Annotated in this window: 19 protein-coding genes and 1 tRNA gene; 15 read left to right on the top strand and 5 right to left on the bottom strand. The window is 70.5% G+C overall.

Annotation, left to right across the window (positions count from 1 at the left end):
- The first annotated feature begins 111 nt into the window (after positions 1–111).
- The 5 genes from BLT97_RS27870 to BLT97_RS27850 all read left to right on the top strand — a co-directional run bounded on the left by BLT97_RS27870 (position 112) and on the right by BLT97_RS27850 (position 4077).
- Positions 112–2307, top strand: coding sequence for an ATP-dependent DNA helicase UvrD2 (locus BLT97_RS27870; RefSeq protein WP_176953911.1), 2196 nt, complete (start codon positions 112–114; stop codon positions 2305–2307).
- A 218-nt stretch (positions 2308–2525) separates the two neighbouring features.
- Positions 2526–2858 carry a hypothetical protein gene (locus BLT97_RS27865; RefSeq protein WP_093615235.1) on the top strand — a complete coding sequence of 111 codons (333 nt, stop codon included), beginning with the start codon at positions 2526–2528 and terminating at the stop codon, positions 2856–2858.
- A 173-nt stretch (positions 2859–3031) separates the two neighbouring features.
- Positions 3032–3397 (top strand): WhiB family transcriptional regulator, encoded by a 366-nt coding sequence (locus tag BLT97_RS27860; RefSeq protein ID WP_093614991.1) that lies wholly within the window; start codon positions 3032–3034, stop codon positions 3395–3397.
- Positions 3394–3732, top strand: a complete 339-nt coding sequence (locus BLT97_RS27855; protein WP_093614989.1) for a hypothetical protein — start codon at positions 3394–3396, stop codon at positions 3730–3732. Before BLT97_RS27860 ends, BLT97_RS27855 begins: the two co-directional genes overlap by 4 nt.
- 144 nt (positions 3733–3876) lie before the next feature.
- Positions 3877–4077, top strand: a complete 201-nt coding sequence (locus BLT97_RS27850) for a hypothetical protein (protein ID WP_093614987.1) — start codon at positions 3877–3879, stop codon at positions 4075–4077.
- Between the two features lie 136 nt (positions 4078–4213).
- On the opposite strand, the gene BLT97_RS27845 is transcribed toward BLT97_RS27850, so the two are convergent.
- The gene (locus BLT97_RS27845; protein ID WP_093614985.1) at positions 4214–5608 is read right to left on the bottom strand and encodes an ABC1 kinase family protein; all 1395 of its coding nucleotides are present in this window, start codon (positions 5606–5608) and stop codon (positions 4214–4216) included.
- An 86-nt stretch (positions 5609–5694) separates the two neighbouring features.
- Complete coding sequence (locus BLT97_RS27840) at positions 5695–6876, bottom strand: ThiF family adenylyltransferase (protein WP_093614983.1); 1182 nt, start codon at positions 6874–6876, stop codon at positions 5695–5697.
- Positions 6877–7040: 164 nt separating this feature from the next.
- On the opposite strand from BLT97_RS27840, the gene BLT97_RS27835 reads away from it, so the two are divergent.
- The 4 genes from BLT97_RS27835 (at position 7041) to BLT97_RS27820 (ending at position 10917) form a co-directional block, all read left to right on the top strand.
- The gene (locus tag BLT97_RS27835) at positions 7041–7679 is read left to right on the top strand and encodes a M48 metallopeptidase family protein (RefSeq protein WP_093614981.1); all 639 of its coding nucleotides are present in this window, start codon (positions 7041–7043) and stop codon (positions 7677–7679) included.
- 135 nt (positions 7680–7814) lie between these two features.
- A complete protein-coding gene (locus BLT97_RS27830; RefSeq protein ID WP_093614979.1) occupies positions 7815–9449 on the top strand; it encodes a TerD family protein in 1635 nt (544 codons plus the stop codon).
- Positions 9450–9463: 14 nt separating this feature from the next.
- On the top strand, positions 9464–10144 hold the full coding sequence (locus BLT97_RS27825) for an AIM24 family protein (RefSeq protein ID WP_093614977.1): 681 nt from the start codon (positions 9464–9466) through the stop codon (positions 10142–10144).
- A 17-nt stretch (positions 10145–10161) separates the two neighbouring features.
- On the top strand, positions 10162–10917 hold the full coding sequence (locus BLT97_RS27820; RefSeq protein WP_093614975.1) for an AIM24 family protein: 756 nt from the start codon (positions 10162–10164) through the stop codon (positions 10915–10917).
- Between the two features lie 69 nt (positions 10918–10986).
- Here the strand turns inward: BLT97_RS27820 and BLT97_RS27815 are convergent, their stop codons facing one another.
- Both BLT97_RS27815 and BLT97_RS27810 read right to left on the bottom strand, forming a co-directional pair.
- Positions 10987–11508 (bottom strand): NUDIX hydrolase, encoded by a 522-nt coding sequence (locus BLT97_RS27815; RefSeq protein WP_093614973.1) that lies wholly within the window; start codon positions 11506–11508, stop codon positions 10987–10989.
- Positions 11505–12986 carry a zinc-dependent metalloprotease gene (locus tag BLT97_RS27810; RefSeq protein WP_093614971.1) on the bottom strand — a complete coding sequence of 494 codons (1482 nt, stop codon included), beginning with the start codon at positions 12984–12986 and terminating at the stop codon, positions 11505–11507. Before BLT97_RS27810 ends, BLT97_RS27815 begins: the two co-directional genes overlap by 4 nt.
- 193 nt (positions 12987–13179) lie before the next feature.
- Here BLT97_RS27810 and BLT97_RS27805 point away from each other — a divergent pair, with 193 nt between their 5' ends.
- The 4 genes from BLT97_RS27805 (at position 13180) to BLT97_RS27790 (ending at position 16467) form a co-directional block, all read left to right on the top strand.
- A complete protein-coding gene (locus tag BLT97_RS27805) occupies positions 13180–14286 on the top strand; it encodes an SDR family oxidoreductase (protein WP_093614969.1) in 1107 nt (368 codons plus the stop codon).
- A 171-nt stretch (positions 14287–14457) separates the two neighbouring features.
- Positions 14458–14919, top strand: a complete 462-nt coding sequence (locus BLT97_RS27800; protein ID WP_093614967.1) for a molybdenum cofactor biosynthesis protein MoaE — start codon at positions 14458–14460, stop codon at positions 14917–14919.
- 134 nt (positions 14920–15053) lie between these two features.
- Positions 15054–15245, top strand: a complete 192-nt coding sequence (locus BLT97_RS27795; protein WP_093614965.1) for a hypothetical protein — start codon at positions 15054–15056, stop codon at positions 15243–15245.
- A 133-nt stretch (positions 15246–15378) separates the two neighbouring features.
- Complete coding sequence (locus tag BLT97_RS27790) at positions 15379–16467, top strand: YlbL family protein (protein WP_093614963.1); 1089 nt, start codon at positions 15379–15381, stop codon at positions 16465–16467.
- 90 nt (positions 16468–16557) lie between these two features.
- Here the strand turns inward: BLT97_RS27790 and BLT97_RS27785 are convergent, their stop codons facing one another.
- Positions 16558–17112, bottom strand: a complete 555-nt coding sequence (locus BLT97_RS27785) for a PPA1309 family protein (protein ID WP_093614961.1) — start codon at positions 17110–17112, stop codon at positions 16558–16560.
- A 201-nt stretch (positions 17113–17313) separates the two neighbouring features.
- On the opposite strand from BLT97_RS27785, the gene BLT97_RS27780 reads away from it, so the two are divergent.
- Positions 17314–20232 (top strand): UPF0182 family membrane protein, encoded by a 2919-nt coding sequence (locus BLT97_RS27780; protein WP_093614959.1) that lies wholly within the window; start codon positions 17314–17316, stop codon positions 20230–20232.
- An 81-nt stretch (positions 20233–20313) separates the two neighbouring features.
- Positions 20314–20387, top strand: a tRNA-Met gene (locus BLT97_RS27775).
- Positions 20388–20567: the final 180 nt, after the last annotated feature.

Below are 20567 nucleotides of genomic sequence, written 5' to 3'. Positions count from 1 at the left end.
GTACGTCAGGCGGCGGCCATTCCCGCAAAGGTTCGCGCATTTGTGCGACCAATACGTGACCCCTGTGGACAACCGGCACGGGCAGCCCGTACGACCTGGCAGCATGGCGGGGTGACAGCTGCATCGCCTTCCCCGCTGTTCCCGGACGTCCCAGGAACCGCCGACGCCGTGCTCGACGGGCTCGACCCCGAGCAGCGCGCGGTCGCCACCGCCCTGCACGGGCCGGTGTGCGTCCTCGCGGGCGCCGGCACGGGCAAGACGCGCGCCATCACGCACCGGATCGCGTACGGGGTCAGGGCCGGGATCCTCCAGCCGGCCAGCGTCCTCGCCGTCACGTTCACCAACCGCGCGGCGGGCGAGATGCGCGGGCGGCTCAGGCAGCTCGGCGCGACCGGAGTCCAGGCCCGCACCTTCCACTCCGCGGCTCTGCGCCAGCTCCAGTACTTCTGGCCGAAAGCCGTCGGCGGCGCCATGCCCCGGCTCGTCGAGCGCAAGGCCCAGCTGGTCGCCGAGGCCGCAGCCCGCTGCCGTATCCGCCTCGACCGGGGCGAACTGCGGGACGTGACCGGCGAGATCGAGTGGTGCAAGGTCACCCAGACCGTCTCCGAGGACTACCCGGCGGCCGTGGTGAAGGCGGGCCGCGACGCCCCGCGCGACCCGGCCGAGATCTCCCGCATCTACACGCACTACGAGCAGCTCAAGCAGGAGCGCGGCGTCATCGACTTCGAGGACGTGCTGCTGCTCACGGTCGCGATCCTCCAGGACCGCTACGACATCGCCGAGCAGGTCCGCTCCCAGTACCAGCACTTCGTCGTGGACGAGTACCAGGACGTCAGCCCGCTCCAGCAGCGCCTGCTCGACCTGTGGCTGGGCGAGCGCGACAGCCTGTGCGTGGTGGGCGACGCGAGCCAGACGATCTACTCGTTCACCGGCGCGACCCCCGACCACCTGCTCAACTTCCGTACGCGCCATCCGCACGCCACCGTCGTCAAGCTCATCCGCGACTACCGCTCGACCCCCCAGGTGGTCCATCTCGCCAACGGGCTGCTCGCCGCCGCGAAGGGCCGCGCCGCCGAGCACCGCCTCGAACTGGTCTCGCAGCGCGAGCCCGGACCCGAGCCGGTCTACACCGAGTACGGCGACGAGCCCACCGAGGCCGAGCGCACCGCCCGCAGGATCCGCGGCCTGCTCGACGAGGGCGTCCCGGCGAGCGAGATCGCCGTCCTGTTCCGTACGAACGGGCAGTCCGAGCTCTACGAACAGGCGCTCGCGGACGCCGCCATCCCCTACCAGCTGCGCGGCGCCGAGCGCTTCTTCGAGCGCCAGGAAGTGCGCGAGGCGGGCGCCGCCCTGCGCGGAGCGGCCCGCTTCGGGGGCAATGACGCGCTGCTCGACGACGCCGTGGACCTGCCCTCGCAGGTGCGCGCGGTGCTGTCCACGAAGGGCTGGACCACCCAGGCGCCGGCGGGCTCCGGCGCCGTCCGCGACCGCTGGGAATCCCTCGCCGCGCTCGTCCGCCTCGCCGAGGACTTCGCCGCCGCCAAGCCCGAGGCCACCCTCTCCGACCTGGTCGCCGAGCTCGACGAGCGGGCCGCCGCCCAGCACGCCCCCACCGTCCAGGGCGTCACCCTCGCCTCGCTGCACGCGGCCAAGGGCCTGGAGTGGGACGCGGTGTTCCTGGTCGGCCTGACCGAGGGCATGCTCCCCATCGCGTACGCGACCACCGACGAGCAGATCGAGGAGGAGCGCCGGCTGCTCTATGTCGGCGTCACGCGCGCCCGCCGCCACCTGTCCCTGTCGTGGGCGCTCTCGCGCTCGCCGGGCGGCCGCGCGAACCGGCGGCCCAGCAGCTTCCTCGACGGGCTGCGGCCCGGCTCGGGCGGCGGAGTGCGCAGGATCGGGTCCTCCGGCGGCTCCTCGGTGGAGCGCGGCGGTGTCCGCGGTCCCGCCCGCAAGCCCCGCGGCCCGGTGCACTGCCGCGTCTGCGGCCGCACGCTCACCGACGCGGGCGAGCTGAAGCTGATGCGCTGCGAGGACTGCCCGTCCGACATGGACGAAGGGCTCTACGAGCGGCTGCGCGAGTGGCGGGCCGAGGCCGCCCGCGGGATCGGCCAGCCCGCATACTGCGTGTTCACGGACAAGACGCTCATAGCGATCGCGGAGAACGTTCCGGAGGACGCGCACGCGCTCGCGCGCATCCCCGGCGTCGGCAGAAGAAAACTTGAGCGCTTCGGCGCCGACGTCCTCGCTCTTTGCGCAGGTGAGACGCCTGTGACGGAAGTTGTGGAGGAAGACGAGAGCAGCTGACGGAAACTCGTCGAAAAAATAGTTTGCGCGCGCCCGACGAAGACCCATAGGTTCTTCAAGCACGGAGACGGGCGCTGCGGGCTCTTCCTGGAGCTCCTGATTCCGTGTTGTACTTGAAGACCTTGAACATCAGCGACCGGCTGTGTGTCACCACACAATCGGTCCCGAGACGCCGAGAGGAGGCGAGTCCAGTGATCAGCATCATCAACCGCACCAAAATGACCGACGTTGACCGCTCGGTCGTCGCCACCTGCCCGCTCGGTATCTCGGTCCAGGGCACCGGTGTGTCCGGCGTTCGCGCCGGTCTGCTGGCCGCCCCTGCCTCCATTGCCCCGATTGCCTCCGTGGATTCCGTCTCGCTGCTTTCCGGTGAGCGTCTCCTCGGCAGCAATGGCGGCAATGAGCGACCGACCAAGGCACTGGAAGCAGCAGTAGTGGCACAGGCGCAGGCCTATGCCTTTGCGGCGGCCGGTGCCGGATTCCGGAAGCAGACGACGACGCAGCACATGTGGGCCTTCCGCGGGCTCGAACCCTGGAGTGATCCAGCCTGATCAGCGATCAGGCCGGCGCCTTCAGGGCCGCGGAACCCCAACCGGGATCCGCGGCCCTTTCGTTTGTCCCCGACAGGACGGACGAAGCCGAAGGGGCCACCGGACAGCAGTAACTGGTAGCAGCCGCCACCCGGCCAACAGGCCGGAACAACCAGACGAGGACAACAGACACCGTGCCCATCGAAACGCACGCACCGTCAGTGCCCACTTCAGAGACGTACCCCCCGCCCGGCCTTCAGGAGAACACCTTGACTCCCCTCACCGCGCTCACCGCGCTCGACGACGCCATCGAGAACCTCGGCGTGCCCGTCCCCTGCCGTTCGTACGACCCGGAGGTCTTCTTCGCCGAGTCGCCGGCGGACGTCGAGTACGCCAAGTCCCTCTGCCGTACCTGCCCGCTGGTCGAGGCCTGCCTCGCCGGCGCCAAGGAGCGGCGCGAGCCCTGGGGCGTCTGGGGTGGCGAGCTGTTCGTCCAGGGTGTGGTCGTCGCCCGCAAGCGGCCCCGTGGCCGCCCGCGCAAGAACCCGGTCGTCGCATGAGCACCGCCGGAATCCTCGGAACCATCGACCGCCCTCTGACGCACGACCCCATGAAGCAGGCCCCCATGAAGCCGTCCACCACCGAGCCGATGTCCGGCTCCGCAGCCACCACCGACTTCTCCCACACCGGCGTGATCGAGTCACGCCAGAACAGGACCCGCGAAATGCAACTCCAACCTGAAGCCCTGGCCCGTGCACACATGCACGAGCGACTGCGCGAGGCCGACGCCGAGCGCGAGGCCGTGCGCCTCGTGGCCGCGCGCCGGATGCAGCGCCGCGCGGAGCGTGCCTCGCTCCGCGCCCGCCGCGCCCTCGCGATGGCGGTCATGCACTGACCGCCATCGCCGGCGCCGCCGCGGCCGAGCAGGCCGCGGCAGTGAGCACGACCCTTCCGTGAACCGCGGGGGCCGCCCGAACCGGGCGGCCCCCGCGGTGCGTTGTGCCCGGAGCGGTTACGGCGACGGGCGTATCGTCGGCGTGTGGACCAGCACGCGGAGGCCACCGGCCGCACACCCGACGACGAGCGACTCGTGTGCGCCCGCTGCGGCGCCACGGCCGACGGGCCCCGGCCCACCTGGACCTTCTCCATGGAGGACGGCCGCCGCCGCTACTTCTGCGACAGCTGCTCCCGCGAGCATCTGCGCGCCATCGAAGGCCGCCTCGACTCCTCCTGGTGGTGAGCTGCGCCCGCCCCCGGTCGCGCAGGGCGGTAGGCCGGGGCGCGTCCCGACGGGGTGCGCCCCCGCCGAGGCGCGGTTCCTTCGGTCCGTCGGCTCGGGCCTCGGCGACGTCCGCTCGGGCCTCGGCGACGTCCGCTCAGGCCTCCGCAGCCGCCTCCTGCGGTCCCTCGTCCTCCGGCGTGTACTCCTCCTCCGGTACGAACCCCGGCAGCCACTCCTCCAGTTCGTCCCGCATCCGCACCGTCGCCCCCAGCTGGCACAGCACCCCGATGGTGCTCAGCGTGACCCGGTGGATCAGCAGATACGCGGGCGGCAGATTGAGCTGCTTGCCCAACTGGTAGGCGGGAGAGCGGGGATCACCGATCCGCGCGGCCTGACTGCGCATCCAGCCGCGCGTGAACGTGAACTCGTCGGCCAGCGCCGGCTCGATGATCGGCAGCAGATAGTCGAGCACCGCGTCCGGTTCGAGGTCGATGGACTCCTTGACGAAGCCCTCCTCGCAGAGCATCCCGTAGACCTCGTCGGCCTCGCCCTCCAGCGCCATCCGCAGCGCGAGCCCGATGGTCTCCGGCAGCCCGCCGGGCAGCCGGTCGACGGTGCCGAAGTCCAGCACGCCCAGGCGCCACGTATCGCTGTCCGAGCCGTCGTTCGCCTCGTCCGGCACCAGGCGGAAATTGCCCGGGTGCGGGTCGGCGTGCAGCAGGCCGGTGCGGGCCGGACCGGAGAAGAGGAAGCGGGTCAGGAGCTGGCCGGCCCGGTCGCGCTGCTCCTCGGTGCCCTCCGCGATCACCTCGGAGAGCGGGATGCCCTCCATCCACTCGGTCACCAGGATCTGCTCGGCCTGGTGCACCACCTGCGGCACCAGGACATCGGGGTCGCCGGCGAACTCCTCGGCCGTGGTCCGCTGGGCGGCGGCCTCCAGACCGTAGTCCAGCTCCTCGGAGACCCGGTCGCGCAGCTCCGCGATCAGCGGCTTGATGTCCAGGCCCGGGATGAGCGGACCGAGCAGCCGCGCGAAACGGCTCAGCTGGTTGAGATCCGACAGCAGCGCCTCGCCCGCGCCCGGGTACTGGACCTTCACGGCCACCGGCCGGCCGTCGTGCCAGACGGCCCGGTGCACCTGGCCGATGGACGCGGCGGCCGATGGCTTGTCCTCGAACTCCTCGAAGAACTCCCGCCAGTCCTCCCCGAGCCGCTCGGCGAGCACCTGGTGCACGGTGCGCGTCGGCATCGGGGGAGCGGCCTCCTGGAGCTTGGTCAGCGCCGCACGGTACGGACCCGCTATCTCCTCGGGCAGCGCCGACTCGAAGACGGACAACGCCTGCCCGAACTTCATGGCCCCGCCCTTGAGTTCACCGAGCACCTTGAACAGCTGCTCGGCCGTGCGCTGCTGCAGCTCCTTGCCGACGAGCTCCGCCGACTTGCCGCCGATCCGCTTGCCGAGCCCCCAGGCGGAGCGTCCGGCGAAGCCGAGTGGCAGCGCGGCGAGTTTGGCGGTACGGGTGACCGCCTTGCGAGGAAGATCGGACATGCGCCCTCCTGCTCCGGGTACCGGACTTCCAGTCCGGGGACCGGACTGCCGCGCCTTGTAGGGCGGTTGGGACCCGCCGCGTCCTGTCACGCGAAGGGTTGCTCCGCCATTGTCCCTTGCGCCGCCTGATCTTCCGAGGGGGTATCGCCCTTGCGTCCCTCGGCCGCGGTGTGCGGGTCCGTACGGTCCAGATGTGCCCCGCAGGGACAGGCGGAATGCGGGCCCAGCGCCTCGGGCCGCCAGGCGAGCCGGGGCAGCGTGAGCAGCCAGCGCCACCCGGCGCTCTCCGGTGCCTCGCCGTCCAGGAAGGCCAGCGCATGAGCTGCGGTGAGACCGGCCACGGCGGCCGAGAGCGTGAGCTCGCCGGACGGCGCCGGTGCGGCGCGCGCGGTGCCTCCCGAGCGCCACTGCGTGAGCAGCAGCGGCCAGGCGGGGTCCCGCGCGATCCGGTGGCGCTCCATGCAGCCGGCACAGGGGGAACGCCCGGGCAGGACGAGCGGCCCGGTGCTTCCGGTGGCCTCCAGGACCCCGGCATAGAGATGGGGGATGCCGCGCGCCACGAGCGGTTCGGCCTCGGCGGGATCGGGTGCGTAGGCGTCGAGCCCGTCGCGCGGGGTGAGCACGACGAGGGCGTACGCGTCCTCCGTACGAGGGGAGCAGCCGGTGGCGCACTGGCGCACGAGCCGTCGCGCGGCCACCGCTCTGCGCTCCCCTGCGGCGGTGGGCGGCAGCCCGCCGGGCGAGCTGTCGGCCGGCTCCACCAGTCCGGTGTCGGCCACGTCGACCTGCCCGACCCCGGCCGCCGAGAGCAGCGCGGCCACCTGCGCACCGACCCGTCCGGCCCCGCGCACCTGCACCCGCATCCGCCCGCGCGCGGCCAGCCCGCGCAGTCCCGCGCCGGGCTCGCCCCGGCCGCCCCGGACGAGGCCGAGCGCCGCCAGCTCGGGTGCCATCCGGGCGAGGGCCCCGGGCCGGCTCCGCAGCCGCGCGACCTCCGGATCGCCCGCGCCGGCGGTCGCGTCGTCGAGCAGCCCGGCCTCGGTGAGCCGCGTGAGGAGCTCGTCCACCTGCCCTTCGCCGAGCCCGGACTCCCGCGCCTCCTTCCGTAACAACGCAAGCCCGCGCGTCCCGTCGAGCTTGCGGAGCAGGGCGGCTGTGCCGGCAGAGACAGGGCCGAGGGTCTGGGCATGGGCGGGCGTCACGCCGAGCTGCATGGTCGTGAGATCACGCCAGGCGCGGCGGAGCGAGGTCGGGAATCGCGGGTGCATGCGCCCACCGTGGACCACACCCCGCCCGCCGTGCAGAAAGTTGTCCACAGGCAGGTTGATAAGTCGTACAAGCGAGACCCGTCCGTGCTCCGTCCACAGCTCACCCCACTCCGAACCGTCCCGGACACGGGACTTCCGCCACCCCCAGCCGGTAACGTCGGGGCGTGCCCGCCGACCCACTGCACCGCGCCGGAAGTCCACAGCGCAGCACGAAGCACCAGCCGCCACGCGGCTCGGCGGCGAGCGCGGACCAGGCGGGCGCGGACCTCAGGAGTACGGACCAGGGCCGCGTCGAGGTCCGCCGCAGCACCCGCAGACGCCGCACCGTCTCCGCGTACCGCGAGGGCGACCGCACCATCGTGCTCATCCCCGCGCGGATGTCCGAGGCCGAGGAGCAGCGCTGGGTCGGCGTCATGCTCGACAAGCTCGCCGCGCAGGAGAGCAAGCGCCTCCTCGGCGACGCGGAGCTGGCCGAGCGCGCCGAGCTCCTGTCCGGCCAGTATTTCGAGGGCCGGGCCCGCCCCACCTCTGTGCGGTGGGTCACGAACCAGAACACCCGCTGGGGCTCGTGCACCCCCGCCGAGGGCAGCATCCGCCTCTCGCACCGCTTGCAGGGCATGCCGGAATACGTGGTCGACTACGTGCTCCTGCACGAGCTGGCCCATCTCCTCGTCCCCGGCCACGGGCCCCGTTTCTGGCGGCTGTTGGAGTCGTATCCCCGTACGGAAAGGGCCCGCGGCTACCTCGAAGGAGTGGTCGCGGCCGAACGGCTGCCGCACCTTCCGGCGGCGCGCACCGAATAGCCATCGCCTCCGCCCCCGCCCGTCACAGGGAAACCGCTGTGTACCGACTCTGTCCCGGCTTGGCCCACTCCCAGGATTTGCGGTTAGCCTGACGCGCGACGCACACACCATCGGGATGGGGGACGGTCGTTACGTATGGCCAGGGAATTCCAACGCGGCCACAAGGCCAAGATCAGTGACCTCACCGCGGGGACCGATCTGTACGTAGGCGTGCAGATCTCCGCTCCGGGGCTGACGTTCGACATCAGCTGCTTCGGGCTCGACGCCAATGAACAGCTCTCCGACGACCGGTATTTCATCTTCTTCAACCAGCCCAAGTCGCCCGAGGAGTCGTTGCAGCTGCTCGGCGCGCAGGCCGGCGACACCGAGTCGTTCCGGGTCACGCTCGACCGCATTCCGCCGCAGATCCAGCGGCTGTCCTTCACCGCGACCATCGACGGAAACGGACAGATGTCGCAGATCGGTCCGGGCTACATCCGGATCGTGGCGGGCGGCGAGGAGGTGTGCCGGTACTCCTTCGACGGTTCGGAGTTCACCACCGAGCGCGCCGTCATGCTGGGCGACTTCTACCTGAAGGACGTCTGGCGCTTCGCGGCCATCGGCCAGGGCTTCGACGGCGGACTCGAGGCGCTGCTCAAGAACTTCGGCGGCGAGGTCGCCGAGGAGCAGCCCCAGGCCCAGCAGCCGCAGGCCGCGCCGTCCTTCGGCGCCCCCGCGACCCCTGCCGCGCCCCCGGCCTTCGGTGCTCCGGCAGGCGGCCCGGCCCCCGCGCCCGCCCCGGCCCCCGCGCCCGCCCCGAACTTCGGTGCCCCGGCCGCCCCGGCCCCGCAGCAGACCCCGCCTCAGCCGCAGCAGCCCAGCGTGCACACGGCCCCCACCGTCGTCGCCCCGATGACCCCGCCCGCGGGCACCGTCCCGCCGCCGGCCCCGGCCCCCGGCCAGCACGCACCGCAGCCCGGTTTCGGCCAGCAGCCTCCGCAGCAGCCGCAGTTCGGGCAGGTCCCGGGCCAGCCCGGCGCCCCGCAGGGCTTCGGCCAGCCGCCCGGCATGCCCCAACAGCCCGGTGCGCCCGCGGGATACGGGATGCCCCAGCCGCAGCCCGCCGCGGGACCCGGCCTCCAGGCCGCGCTCCAGCCGTACAAGGAGACCGCCACCGGCGCCCGCTGGACCCCGCAGAACCAGCAGATGATGCGGGTCGACCTCAACATGGGCGGCACCCCGGTCCTGGCCCGCCAGGGCAGCATGGTGATGTACCAGGGCAAGGTCGACTTCTCGTACAAGAGCGCCGGTTTCGCCGGCCGGATCATCGGCAACGCCACCGGCCAGGAGATGCAGCTGATGCGCTGCACCGGCCGCGGCCAGGTCTTCCTCGCCGAGAACGGTGCGCATCTGCACTCCATCGAGCTCCAGGGCGACGGCATCTGCGTCTCCGCGGAGAACGTGCTCGCCTTCGACGAGTCGCTCCAGCACGAGGTGCGGCGGATCGAGGGCCACGGAATTCCCGGTGGCGCGCTGTTCACCATGCAGTTCCAGGGCACCGGCACGGTCGTCGTGAAGACCCACGGCATTCCCGTGGTCCTTCCGGTCACGCCCACCACGTACGCCGACAGCAATGCGATCGTCGCGTGGTCCTCCGCGGCCCAGGTGATCATTTCCAGCCAGGTCCGCCTGCGCCGGAATTCTTTCCCGGGTCACAGCGGGGAGACCGTCAATCTCCAATTCCGGGGCGCACCCGGCAACTTCATCGTCGTCCAGCCCTACGAGGTCTGAGGGAGCCCGAAGAAATGATGCAGCAGCTCGCGGGCTACGCCCCGACCCCGATGCAGGCCCGTATGGAGAACCACGGCCGCACGATGCTCAAGGTCGCCATGGCCAGTGGCCAGGACCTTTACGCGCGCACCGGCTCGATGGTGTCGTACGAGGGATTCATCCAGTACGAGCCCAACCCGCCGGCCGTCCGCCAGATCGCCTCGCAGTGGGTGACCGGCGAAGGCGCCCCGATCATGAAGTGCTCCGGCGACGGCCTGCTCTACCTGGCCGACTACGGCGCCGACGTGGTCGTCATCAACCTCAACAACGACTCGATCTCGGTCAACGGCACCAACGTCCTCGCGTTCGACGCGCACCTCCAGTGGGGCGTCGAGAAGGTCAAGGGCATGGCCAAGTTCGCGGGCCAGGGCCTGTGGAACGTGGAGATCGCCGGCACCGGCTGGGTGGCCATCACCTCGCGCGGCACGCCGCTGGTCGTGGACTGCGGCCGGGGCGAGGACGAGACGTACGTCGACCCGGACGCCCTGCTCGCCTGGTCCCCGAACCTGAAGGTGAAGGGCAAGCGCAGCTTCAAGGCCTCCTCCCTCGTCGGACGGGGCAGCGGAGAGGCCTACCAGATGGCCTTCTCCGGCCAGGGCATCGTCGTCGTACAGCCGAGCGAGGACAGCTCCGACCGCCTGCGGGTCCGGGGCTGAGGGGGAGCGAACCAACCATGCAGAGTGCGCTTTTCAGCCAGACCGAGAACCAGACCCAGGAGCGCTACGCCCTGCAGAACCCGCAGCTCCTGCGGGTCAACCTGCAAGGCCATGACGACCTGCTCGCCCGCAAGGGCGCGATGGTCGCCTACCAGGGCCTGGTCGAGTTCGACGGCGAGTACCAGTCCGCGGGACAGCGCCGCGCCCGCAACCGCACCGGCGAGGGCCTCGACCTGATGCGCTGCTCCGGGCAGGGCACCGTCTACCTCGCGAACCTCGCGCAGTACATCCACCTCGTGGACGTCGAGCGCGAGGGCCTCACGGTGGACAGCCAGTACGTGCTCGCCCTGGACACCCAGCTCAACCACGAAGTCATCGCGGTGGACAGCCAGTACGGGATCTCCGGATCCGGCAAGTACCAGCTGAACATCACCGGCACCGGCAAGGTCGCCCTCATGACCTCGGGCCAGCCGCTGATGATGCAGGTCACGCCGGAGAAGTACGTGAGCGTCGACGCCGACGCGATCGTCGCCTGGTCCACCTCGCTGCGCGTGCAGATGCAGGCCCAGACGACCAACTCCAGCGTGCGCCGCCGCCGCGGCAACACCGGCGAGGGCTGGGAGCTCAGCTTCCTCGGCCAGGGCGTCGTCCTGGTCCAGCCCAGCGAGGTCATGCCGCCGCAGAACGCCGTGATCGGCTCGGGCATCGCCGCCCAGTACGGCGCCGGCCAGCAGGGCGCCCGCGGTCAGAACCAGGGCAACGCCTGGTCGTAGCAGGGCAGTTGCAGGCAGATGTAAGGGGCGGGTGCCGATGGCGCCCGCCCCTTACGCATGTTCCGTGACTCAGAGCCGGGCGCGCGCCCGCTCCGTCAGCCGTACGACCGACTCGTCGGCCACATTCGCCACCTCGTCGTACGCGAACCAGCGCAGGTCGAGGGACTCGTCGCTGATCGCCTCCGGCGCGCCGGCCGGCGCGAGCGCCACGTACTGGATGTCCAGGTGCCAGTTGCAGGGCGCCGGGATCGGGTGCCGGTCCAGGCGCACCGGGCCGCCGCCGAGCAGCGTGAGCCCCTCGATGCCGGACTCCTCGGTGGCCTCGCGCAGCGCGGCCGCCTCCATGGTCGCGTCGCCCGGCTCGCAGTGGCCGCCCATCTGCAGCCACATGTTGAGCTTCTTGTGCAGCGTGAGCAGCACCTTGCCGCGCGACGGGTCGACGACGAGCGCGGAGGCCGTCAGATGCCCGGCCTCGCAGGCCTTCCACATGCCGTCGTCATGCGCGGCCAGGTGATCCAGATACTGCTGACGCAGCTCGGGCTGGTCCTCGTACTTCTTCAGTACGAGGGTGGCGTTCTCGTGCAGGCTCACTTGCTGTCGTCGTCCTCGTCCTTGGAAGCGTCGTCCTTCTTGCGAAGGTCCGGACCCGAGCCTGCCGCCTCGCCCAGCATCTTGTCGATCGCGTCGAAGTCCAGCTTCGGCTCGTCGTCGCCGGAGCCCTCCGGGCCCTGGTCGCCGCGGTGCACGAAGCCGTCCGGGTCGTCCAGGTCCTTGGCGGTGGGCAGCATGTCGGGGTGCGCCCACAGGCCGTCGCGGCCGTCGAGACCGCGGGCGTCGGTGAGCGAGGCCCACAGACGCGCGGCGTCGCGCAGGCGGCGCGGGCGCAGCTCGAGACCGATCAGGGTCGCGAAGGTCTGCTCGGCGGGACCACCGCTCGCGCGGCGCCGGCGCAGCGTCTCACGCAGCGCGTTCGACGAGGTCAGACGGTCCTTCGCGGCCTCGTGCACCACCGCGTCCACCCAGCCCTCGACCAGCGCGAGCGCCGTCTCGAGACGGGCGAGCGCGGCCTTCTGCTCGGGGGTGTCCTCGGGCTGGAACATGCCCTGCTGGAGCGCATTCTGCAGCTCCTCCGGGTTCGACGGGTCGAACTGGCCGACCACGTCCTCCAGCTTGGTGGTGTCCACCTTGATGCCCCGCGCATAGCCCTCGACCGCACCGAACAGGTGCGAGCGCAGCCACGGCACGTGGGCGAAGAGGCGCTGGTGGGCGGCCTCGCGCAGGGCGAGGTAGAGCCGCACCTCGTTCTGGTCGATGCCCAGGTCCTTGCCGAAGGCCTGGATGTTCACCGGGAGCAGCGCGGCCTTGCCGGCCGGGCCCAGCGGCAGACCGATATCCGTCGAACCGACGACCTCGCCCGCGAGCACGCCCACGGCCTGGCCGATCTGCTGGCCGAACATGGCGCCGCCCATGGACTTCATCATCCCGATGAGCGGGCCGGCCATGGCCTGCATCTCCTCGGGCAGCACGTCACCCATCGCGTTACCGACGCGCTCGGCGACCGGGTCCACCAGCTCCTGCCAGACCGGGATGGTGGCCTCGACCCACTCGGCGCGCGACCAGGCCACGGCCGTGTTCGCGCCCGAGGGCAGCGAGGTCACGCCGTCCAGCCAGAGGTCGGCCAGGCGCACGGCCTCCTCGACCGCGGCGCGCTCCGCCGTACCCACGCTCGCATCCTTCGTACCGTCCGAGGTGCCCTGCGAGACGGTCTGGCGGGCGATCTGCTTGGCCATGTCCCAGTTCACCGGGCCGCCCTCGTACGAGAGCATCTGGTCGAGCTGCTGGAAGGCGGCGCCCAGGTCATTGGGGTTCATCGACCCGAACATGGCGGCGAAGGGGTTGTCGCCCCCGGCACCGCCGGGACCGCCCGGGCCGCCCATTCCGGGGAACCCGAAACCGAACGGATTAGCCGGTCCGCCCTGGCCACCGCCCTGCTGATCCTTCTTCTTGCCCTCGTCGCCGTCTTCCGGCTCCTCCGGCGGAAGGCCGAATCCGAATGGGGTGTCACTCACGGGAATCCTCGGCTCGTAGGGCCGCCGGCATCTCAAGCCGGCGGCGACTGCCCGACAACACCACCCAGCCTAGACACCCGGCCCGCTTCGGGCCTCGGTGCTCCGTCACCGCAAGGGCTGCGGCAGGATGGACGCCACCTGGTACGTACGCGTCATTCACGTACGTACTGAAGACAACCGCTGGAGACGCCTGGTGAGTTCCCCGGATCCGAAGGTTCGCGCAGCGCGAAACGACTCAACCCTGCCAGTGCGGGGCCCTGTGGTCGCCGTGACCGGCGCGGCCACCGGCGTGGGCGCGAAGCTCGTCGAGCGCCTGGCCGCATCCGAAGAGATCAAGCAGGTCATCGCCATCGACGAGCGGCGCGGTGAGTGCGCGGCCGCGCAGTGGCACATCCTGGACGTACGGGACCCGGCGATCGCCGAGAAGCTGCGCGGCGCGGACGCCGTGGTGCATCTGGCGCTCGACCTCGACCTGGAGACGGACGCGGCCGCGCGCACGGCGTACAACGTGCGCGGCACGCAGACGGTCCTCACGGCGGCCGCCGCGGCAGGCGTCCACCGTGTCGTCCTGTGCACCTCGGCGATGGTCTATGGCGCACTCCCGGAAAACGAACTCCCGCTCTCGGAGGACTCCGAACTCAAGGCCACTGCGGAGGCCACGGGCGTCGGCGACCTCCTCGAAATCGAGCGCCTGGCCCGCCGCGCCCCTCGCGCGCACCCCGGCCTGAACGTCACGGTCCTGCGCCCGGCCGTCCTGGTGGGCGGCACCGACACGGCCCTCACCCGCTACTTCGAGTCGCCCCGCCTCCTGGTCGTCGCGGGCTCCCGCCCCACCTGGCAGTTCTGCCACGTCGACGACCTGTGCAGCGCGCTCGAATACGCCGTACTCGAAAAGGTCGACGGCGAAGTGGCCGTGGGCTGCGACGGCTGGCTGGAGCAGGAGGAGGTCGAGGAGCTCAGCGGAATCCGCCGCATGGAGCTGCCCTCGACGGTCGCGCTGGGCGCCGCGGCCCGTCTCCACCGCATCGGCCTCACCCCGTCCCCGGCCGGCGACCTCGCGTACACGATGCACCCCTGGGTGGTCAGCGTCAGCCGCCTCCACGACGCGGGCTGGCGCCCGCAGTGGACCAACGAGGAAGTCCTCGCGGAACTCCTGGAAGAGGTCCAGGGCCGCCACACGGTCGCGGGCCGCCGCCTGGGCCGCAAGGACGCCACGGCCGCGGGAGCGGCGGGCGCGACGGTGGCATTGCTGGGCGCGGCGGCGGTGGTACGCAGGGCACGCAAGCGGCGCGGGGTCTGACCCGCGCGCCTGCTTCGGTGTCAGTGGTCGCCGATAGCCTGGAAAGGGCTTCGGCCCCCGGGCGGGAGGGGACCATCACCCGGCCCCTGTAGGACCCTCCGATTCCACCGCCCCACCCCCGGTCGAAACCGCTATACCGCGACACCGCACCCATACGGCACGATGGACCGCATGGCTGCACGGTATGACCACCCAGGCGAGCAGGCGGCGCAGGATCCGATCCGGCTGCTCGCGATCCGCGAGACCCCGCTCTCCGTCGACGAGGTCTTCGCGGCCGTCGGCGACAGCGCGGCCGGCGGGACCACGCTCTTCGTGGGTACCGTGCGCAACCACGACGGGGGCGCGGACGTCGACTCGCTCGGCTACTCCTGCCACCCCACCGCCGAGGCCGAGCTGCGCCGCGTCGCCGAGAAGGTCTGTGCCGACTATCCGGTCCGGGCGCTCGCGGCCGTCCACCGCGTGGGGGACCTCGAGGTGGGTGACATCGCGGTGGTCGTCGCCGTGTCCTGTCCGCACCGCGGCGAGGCCTTCGAGGCGTGCCGGCAGCTGATCGACACCCTGAAGCACGAGGTCCCGATCTGGAAGCACCAGAAGTTCTCGGACGGGACCGAGGAGTGGGTCGGCGCCTGCTGACCCCGTGAGCAACAGGAGGACGCATCCGCCCCTCCGGTTGCGTAACCCGGACCCCGCCCCGAGCGTTGTCCGTACGGATGGCTAATCTGCTGATCACTCAGTAGTGATCGGGCAGTTGGGGTCGGGAGGTCGGTATGGCATCGCTCGCATGGCTGCTCATTCCGCTTTTCGCCGCGATCGGCGCGGCCCTGTGGGGAAGTTGGGCCACGCGCGCCCGCAAGTCCGGACGTATGGGCGATGTCACCGAGCTCGCGGGATACGCGAAGTTCCGCGCCGCCATGGAGAGCAGCGGAGCCGACCGGGACACCGGCACGGACGCCGCCTGATCCCGGCAGGGACGCCGCCCCACCGCGGCGCGGACGCCACCTGATCACGGCACGCCCGCCGCGGCACCGAGCAGGGCCACGGACGGACCGGCCCCAGGGGTGCACTCACAGACGCGTCCCGTACTGTCGTTCCATGCCTCGCCGCACCGCGACCATGCTCGCCTCCACTCTGCTGCTGATCGCGCTGCTGTGCGCGGGTGTGCTGATCAAGGTCCCGTACTCGGAGATGACCCCGGGCCCCACGGTGAACACCCTGGGCGAGCACGACGGCGAGCCGGTCCTTCAGATCTCGGGCCACAAGACGTACCCGACGACCGGCAACCTCAACATGACGACGGTCCGCGTCACCAGCGCCGACTACAAGATGAACCTCTTCGAGGCCGTCTACGGCTGGCTCGCGCACGACAACGTCGTGGTGCCGCACGACACCCTCTACCCCGACGGCAAGACGGAGGAGCAGTCGACGCAGGAGAACGCCGAGGAGTTCAGCCAGTCCCAGGAGAGCGCCAAGGTCGCCGCGCTCAAGGAGCTGGACATCCCGGTGAAGTCCCGCGTCATCGTCGGCAGCGTCCTCAAGGACAGCCCCGCCGAGGACAAGCTGCACGCCGGCGATGTGATCAAGGACGTCGACGGTACGGCGGTGGAGCAGCCCGAGGACGTGGCCAAGCTGGTCACGAAGCACAAGCCGGGCGAGGACGTGGTGTTCACGATCGTGCCCGCCCAGGACGCGGCCGCCGCCGAGAAGGCCGGCGAGGAGCCCACGGCCACCGAGAAGGTCACCGTGACCACGGAGAAGGCCCCCGAGGACGACCGGGCGATCGTCGGCATCCAGGCCGGGACCGACCACACGTTCCCGTTCACCATCGACATCAAGCTCGCCGACGTCGGCGGCCCCAGCGCCGGCCTCATGTTCGCGCTCGGCATCGTCGACAAGCTGACCCCCGAGGACCTCACCGGCGGCAAGTTCGTCGCGGGCACCGGCACCATCGACGACGACGGCAAGGTCGGCCCGATCGGCGGCATCGAGATGAAGACGGTCGGCGCCCGCAACAAGGGCGCGGAGTACTTCCTCACGCCCGAGGACAACTGCGCCTCCGCCGCCAAGGACATCCCCGACGGCCTCACCCTCGTCAAGGTGAAGACCATCGACGACGCGATGGACTCCCTGGACAAGATCCGCGCGGGCAAGACCTCGGACCTGCCGTCCTGCTCCGCCAAGTGACCTGAGCGAACGAGGAGGGGGCGCCGCATCCGATGCGGCGCCCCCTCCTCGTATCCGAGTGGAAACGGCTCAGGTCCGAGCAGAAACAGCTCAGGCGAACGTCGCCGCCAGCGCCTCCGCAAGCCCCGGCACCAGGTCCGAGCCGGTCAGCACGTCCGTCGGCGAGTCCTTCTCGCGCAGCCGCAGCGCCGACTCGCGCGAGCCGTCCCGCAGCACCGCCACCGTCATGCGCACGTCCTGGCGGTCCGGGTGCTTGGCCACCCACTTCGCGAGCTGGGCCTCGTTCAGGCCCTCCGGAACGGAGGCCTCCGCCGACGGCGGCAGCATCAGACGCTCCACCGACAGCGCACAGCCCGCCACCGCGTCGGGCCACGCGATCGTGCCGAGGAACTCGTCGAGCGGTGCGCCCGCGGGCAGTTCGTCCTGCTCGATGGGGGTGAACGCGTCCGCCGCCTCGTCGCCGGTCAGGCCGAGCCGGCCGGCCAGGCCCGGTTCCTGCGCGCGCAGCTTGGCGGTGTCCACCAGGGCGAACAGACGGGCGGGCTGGTCCCAGCCGAGACCGCCGACGTACTCGTCGATCTCGAGCACGGCGCGGGTCAGCGGGCTCGCGGCCATCGGGGGGCCGGAGGGGGAAACATTCGACATGCGCCATATCCTGCCTGGTTCAGACCCCGGAACAGGAATCCGCTTCCGCCGAGGGGGCCGCCCGGTCCAGATCACGGATCGGAAACGCCAACCCCGGTACGGGAACTGAGTAAAGCTTCAGTAAGTTGCACGAGTGGGCTCTACGATCGCGGAGCCGACCACCGACCGCCGAACTTCGAGGTGCGCACCTTGGCTTTCCAGATGCCGGACCGCGGCTCAGGCCCCCCGTCGGGGCCACGGATCAGAGTGGGCCGTCCGTCCCGGCGTGTCCGCACCCTGCTGATGACGCTCGGCGTGCTCGCCGTGCTCGCCATGCTGTTCGTGATGTTCGCCGGGTTCTGGACGGACTGGCTGTGGTACCGGTCGGTCAACTACTCCTCGGTGTTCACCACGACCCTGTGGACCAAGATCGGCCTGTTCGCCGTCTTCGGCCTGCTCATGGCCGCGGCAGTCGGCGTCAACATCTGGCTGGCGCACCGCCTGCGCCCGCCGCTCAGCGCGATGTCGCTCGAGCAGCAGAGCCTCGACCGCTACCGCATGGGCATCGCCCCGTACAAGAAGTGGATCCTGCTCGCGATCACCGCCCTGGTGGGCCTGATCGCCGGCGCGTCCGCGGCGGGCCAGTGGCGCACGTGGCTCATGTGGGTCAACGGGGTCCCGTTCAACCAGAAGGACCCCCAGTTCGGCCTGGACGTGGCGTTCTACGCCTTCGACCTGCCCTGGTACCGCTTCCTGCTCGGCTTCGGCTTCGCGGCCGCCGTGCTCTCGCTGATCGCCGCCGCGCTCACGCACTACCTGTACGGGGGCCTGCGCGTCACCGGCGGCGCCCGCGCCACCTCGGCCGCGACCGGTCATCTCTCCGTGCTGCTCGGCCTGTTCGTGGCGCTCAAGGCCGTCGCGTACTGGCTCGACCGGTACGGACTCGCGGTCAAGTCCAGTGACTTCAAGGCCACGGGCAACTGGACGGGTCTGCGCTACGTCGACGCGAATGCGTACCTGCCGGCGAAGACCATCCTGTTCTGCATCGCGGCCATCTGCGCCGTGCTGTTCTTCGCGACGCTGTGGCGCCGCACCTGGCAGCTCCCGGTCATCGGCTTCGGCCTGATGGTGCTCTCGGCGATCCTGATCGGCGGCCTCTACCCGGCCATCGTCCAGAAGTTCCAGGTCGAGCCGAACGAGCAGGCCAAGGAGCAGGAGTACATCGAGAAGAACATCGAGGCCACGCGCAAGGCGTACGACATCGACGGCGTCAAGATCCAGGACTACGACGGCAAGGGCAAGATCGGCACCGACGACGCCGCCAAGTCCGAGCAGCGCAAGCAGGCGGACGCCCAGGCCAGTTACCGCCTGATCGACCCCAACGTGGTGGGCCCGACCTTCGACACCCTCCAGCGGCTGCGCAAGTACTACCAGTTCCCGACCACGCTCGACGTCGACCGCTACAAGGACGCCTCGGGCAAGGAGCAGGACACCGTCATCGGTCTGCGCGAGCTCGACCTCGACGGCATCCCGAAGCGGAACTGGATCAACGACCACTTCACCTACACCCACGGCTACGGCGCCATCACGGCCAAGGGCACGGGCACCGACCCGAACGCCGACCCGGCCGGCTCCCCGGAGTTCACGGAGAAGGGCCTGCCGACCACCGGTCAGCTGCCCAAGGGCTACCAGCAGCGGATCTACTACGGCGAGAAGACCGAGCAGTACTCGATCGTCGGCGGTCCGCAGAAGGAGCTCGACTACGAGAAGGACGGCGAGCAGACCACCAGCTACCAAGGCAAGAGCGGGGTCAACCTCTCGAACCCGATCAACAGGGCCGCCTACGCGGTCGCGTTCAGCGAGCCGCAGATCCTCTACTCGGGCGCGATCGGCGAGGGTTCGAAGATCCTCTACAACCGCACCCCGAAGGAGCGCGTCGAGGCCGTAGCCCCCTGGCTGACCATCGACGGCGACGCCTACCCGGCGGTGGTCGACGGCCGGATCCAGTGGATCGTCGACGCCTACACGACGACGAACGGCTATCCGTACGCCTCGCGCACCACGCTCGGCGACACCACGGCCGACTCGCTCACGGCGGCCAACAACCAGCGCGCGGTGGTGGCCCAGCAGAACCAGGTCAACTACATCCGCAACTCGGTGAAGGCCACCGTCGACGCGTACGACGGCACGGTGAAGCTCTACCAGTGGGACGAGAAGGACCCGGTCCTCAAGACGTGGATGAACGCGTTCCCGGGCACGGTCGAGAAGAAGAGCGCCATCTCGCCCGAGCTCAAGGAGCACATGCGCTACCCGCAGGACCTGTTCAAGGTCCAGCGCGAGCTGCTCACCCGGTACCACGTCGAGGACGCGCGGCAGTTCTACTCCGGTTCGGACGTCTGGCAGGTGCCGGACGACCCGACCAACAAGGAGAAGAACGCGGTCCCGCCGTACTACCAGAGCCTGAAGATGCCGGAGAAGGGCAAGACGCAGGACCAGTTGCAGCAGAAGTTCTCGCTGACGACCACGTTCACGCCCAACGGCCGGCCGAACCTCCAGGCGTTCATGGCGGTGGACGCCGATGCCAACAGCAGCGAGTACGGGACCATAAGAGTCCTGAACGTGAAGTCGGAAGTGCCGGGACCGCAGCAGGTCCAGTCGGAGCTCAACGGCAACAACGAGGTCGCGACGTTCGTCCGTGACCTCAGAGGCACCGACTCGGACATCGTCTACGGAAATCTCCTGACGATCCCGATGGACGACGGCTTCCTCTACGTGGAGCCCGTCTACGTCAAGGGCGGCAATGCGAACTATCCGCTCCTGAAGAAGGTCGGCGTCTCGTACACCGGCGCCCGCGACCCGGTCTTCAAGGACACCTTGGCGGAGAGCTTCGACGCGGTCTTCGGGGCGCAGGGCCAGGACCCGGCCGATCCGCCCAAGGAGGACCCGGACAAGCCCACGCCGCCGCCCTCCAGTGACCCGACGGTCAAGGAGGCGCTCGACGAGGCGCAGAAGGCCTTCGACGAGGCCGACAAGGCGCTGAAGGCGGGCGACCTGTCGGGCTACGACGAGGCCATGAAGAAGGCCGAGGAGGCCGTGCAGCGGGCCGTCGAGGCCGAGGGCAAGGCCCGCAAGGAGGACTGAGCAGCAGCAGTGAGCGGACCGGAGCAGGACTGAGCCGGTCGGAGCACCACCTCGCGTCGTGGTACGGTTTCGGCACAACGACGCGGGGTGGAGCAGCTCGGTAGCTCGCTGGGCTCATAACCCAGAGGTCGCAGGTTCAAATCCTGTCCCCGCTACTGAACGACTGAGGCCCGGATTCCGTAAAGGAATCCGGGCCTCAGTCATGTCCGGGGCATGTCACGCGCCCCGTCCGTAGCGCTCGTACGGCTCGTACTCATGTCCCTTGAACGCAGGGGCAGTTGAGAGCCGCGGATGTGACTACTGCGCCGAGCGGGGGGAGTTGGCAGATCTGTGTT

The organism is Streptomyces indicus (assembly GCF_900100315.1).
Classification (GTDB): domain Bacteria; phylum Actinomycetota; class Actinomycetes; order Streptomycetales; family Streptomycetaceae; genus Streptomyces; species Streptomyces indicus.
The sequence above is the reverse complement of the archived record's forward strand: the minus strand, read 5'-3'. Positions and strand labels throughout refer to the sequence as shown.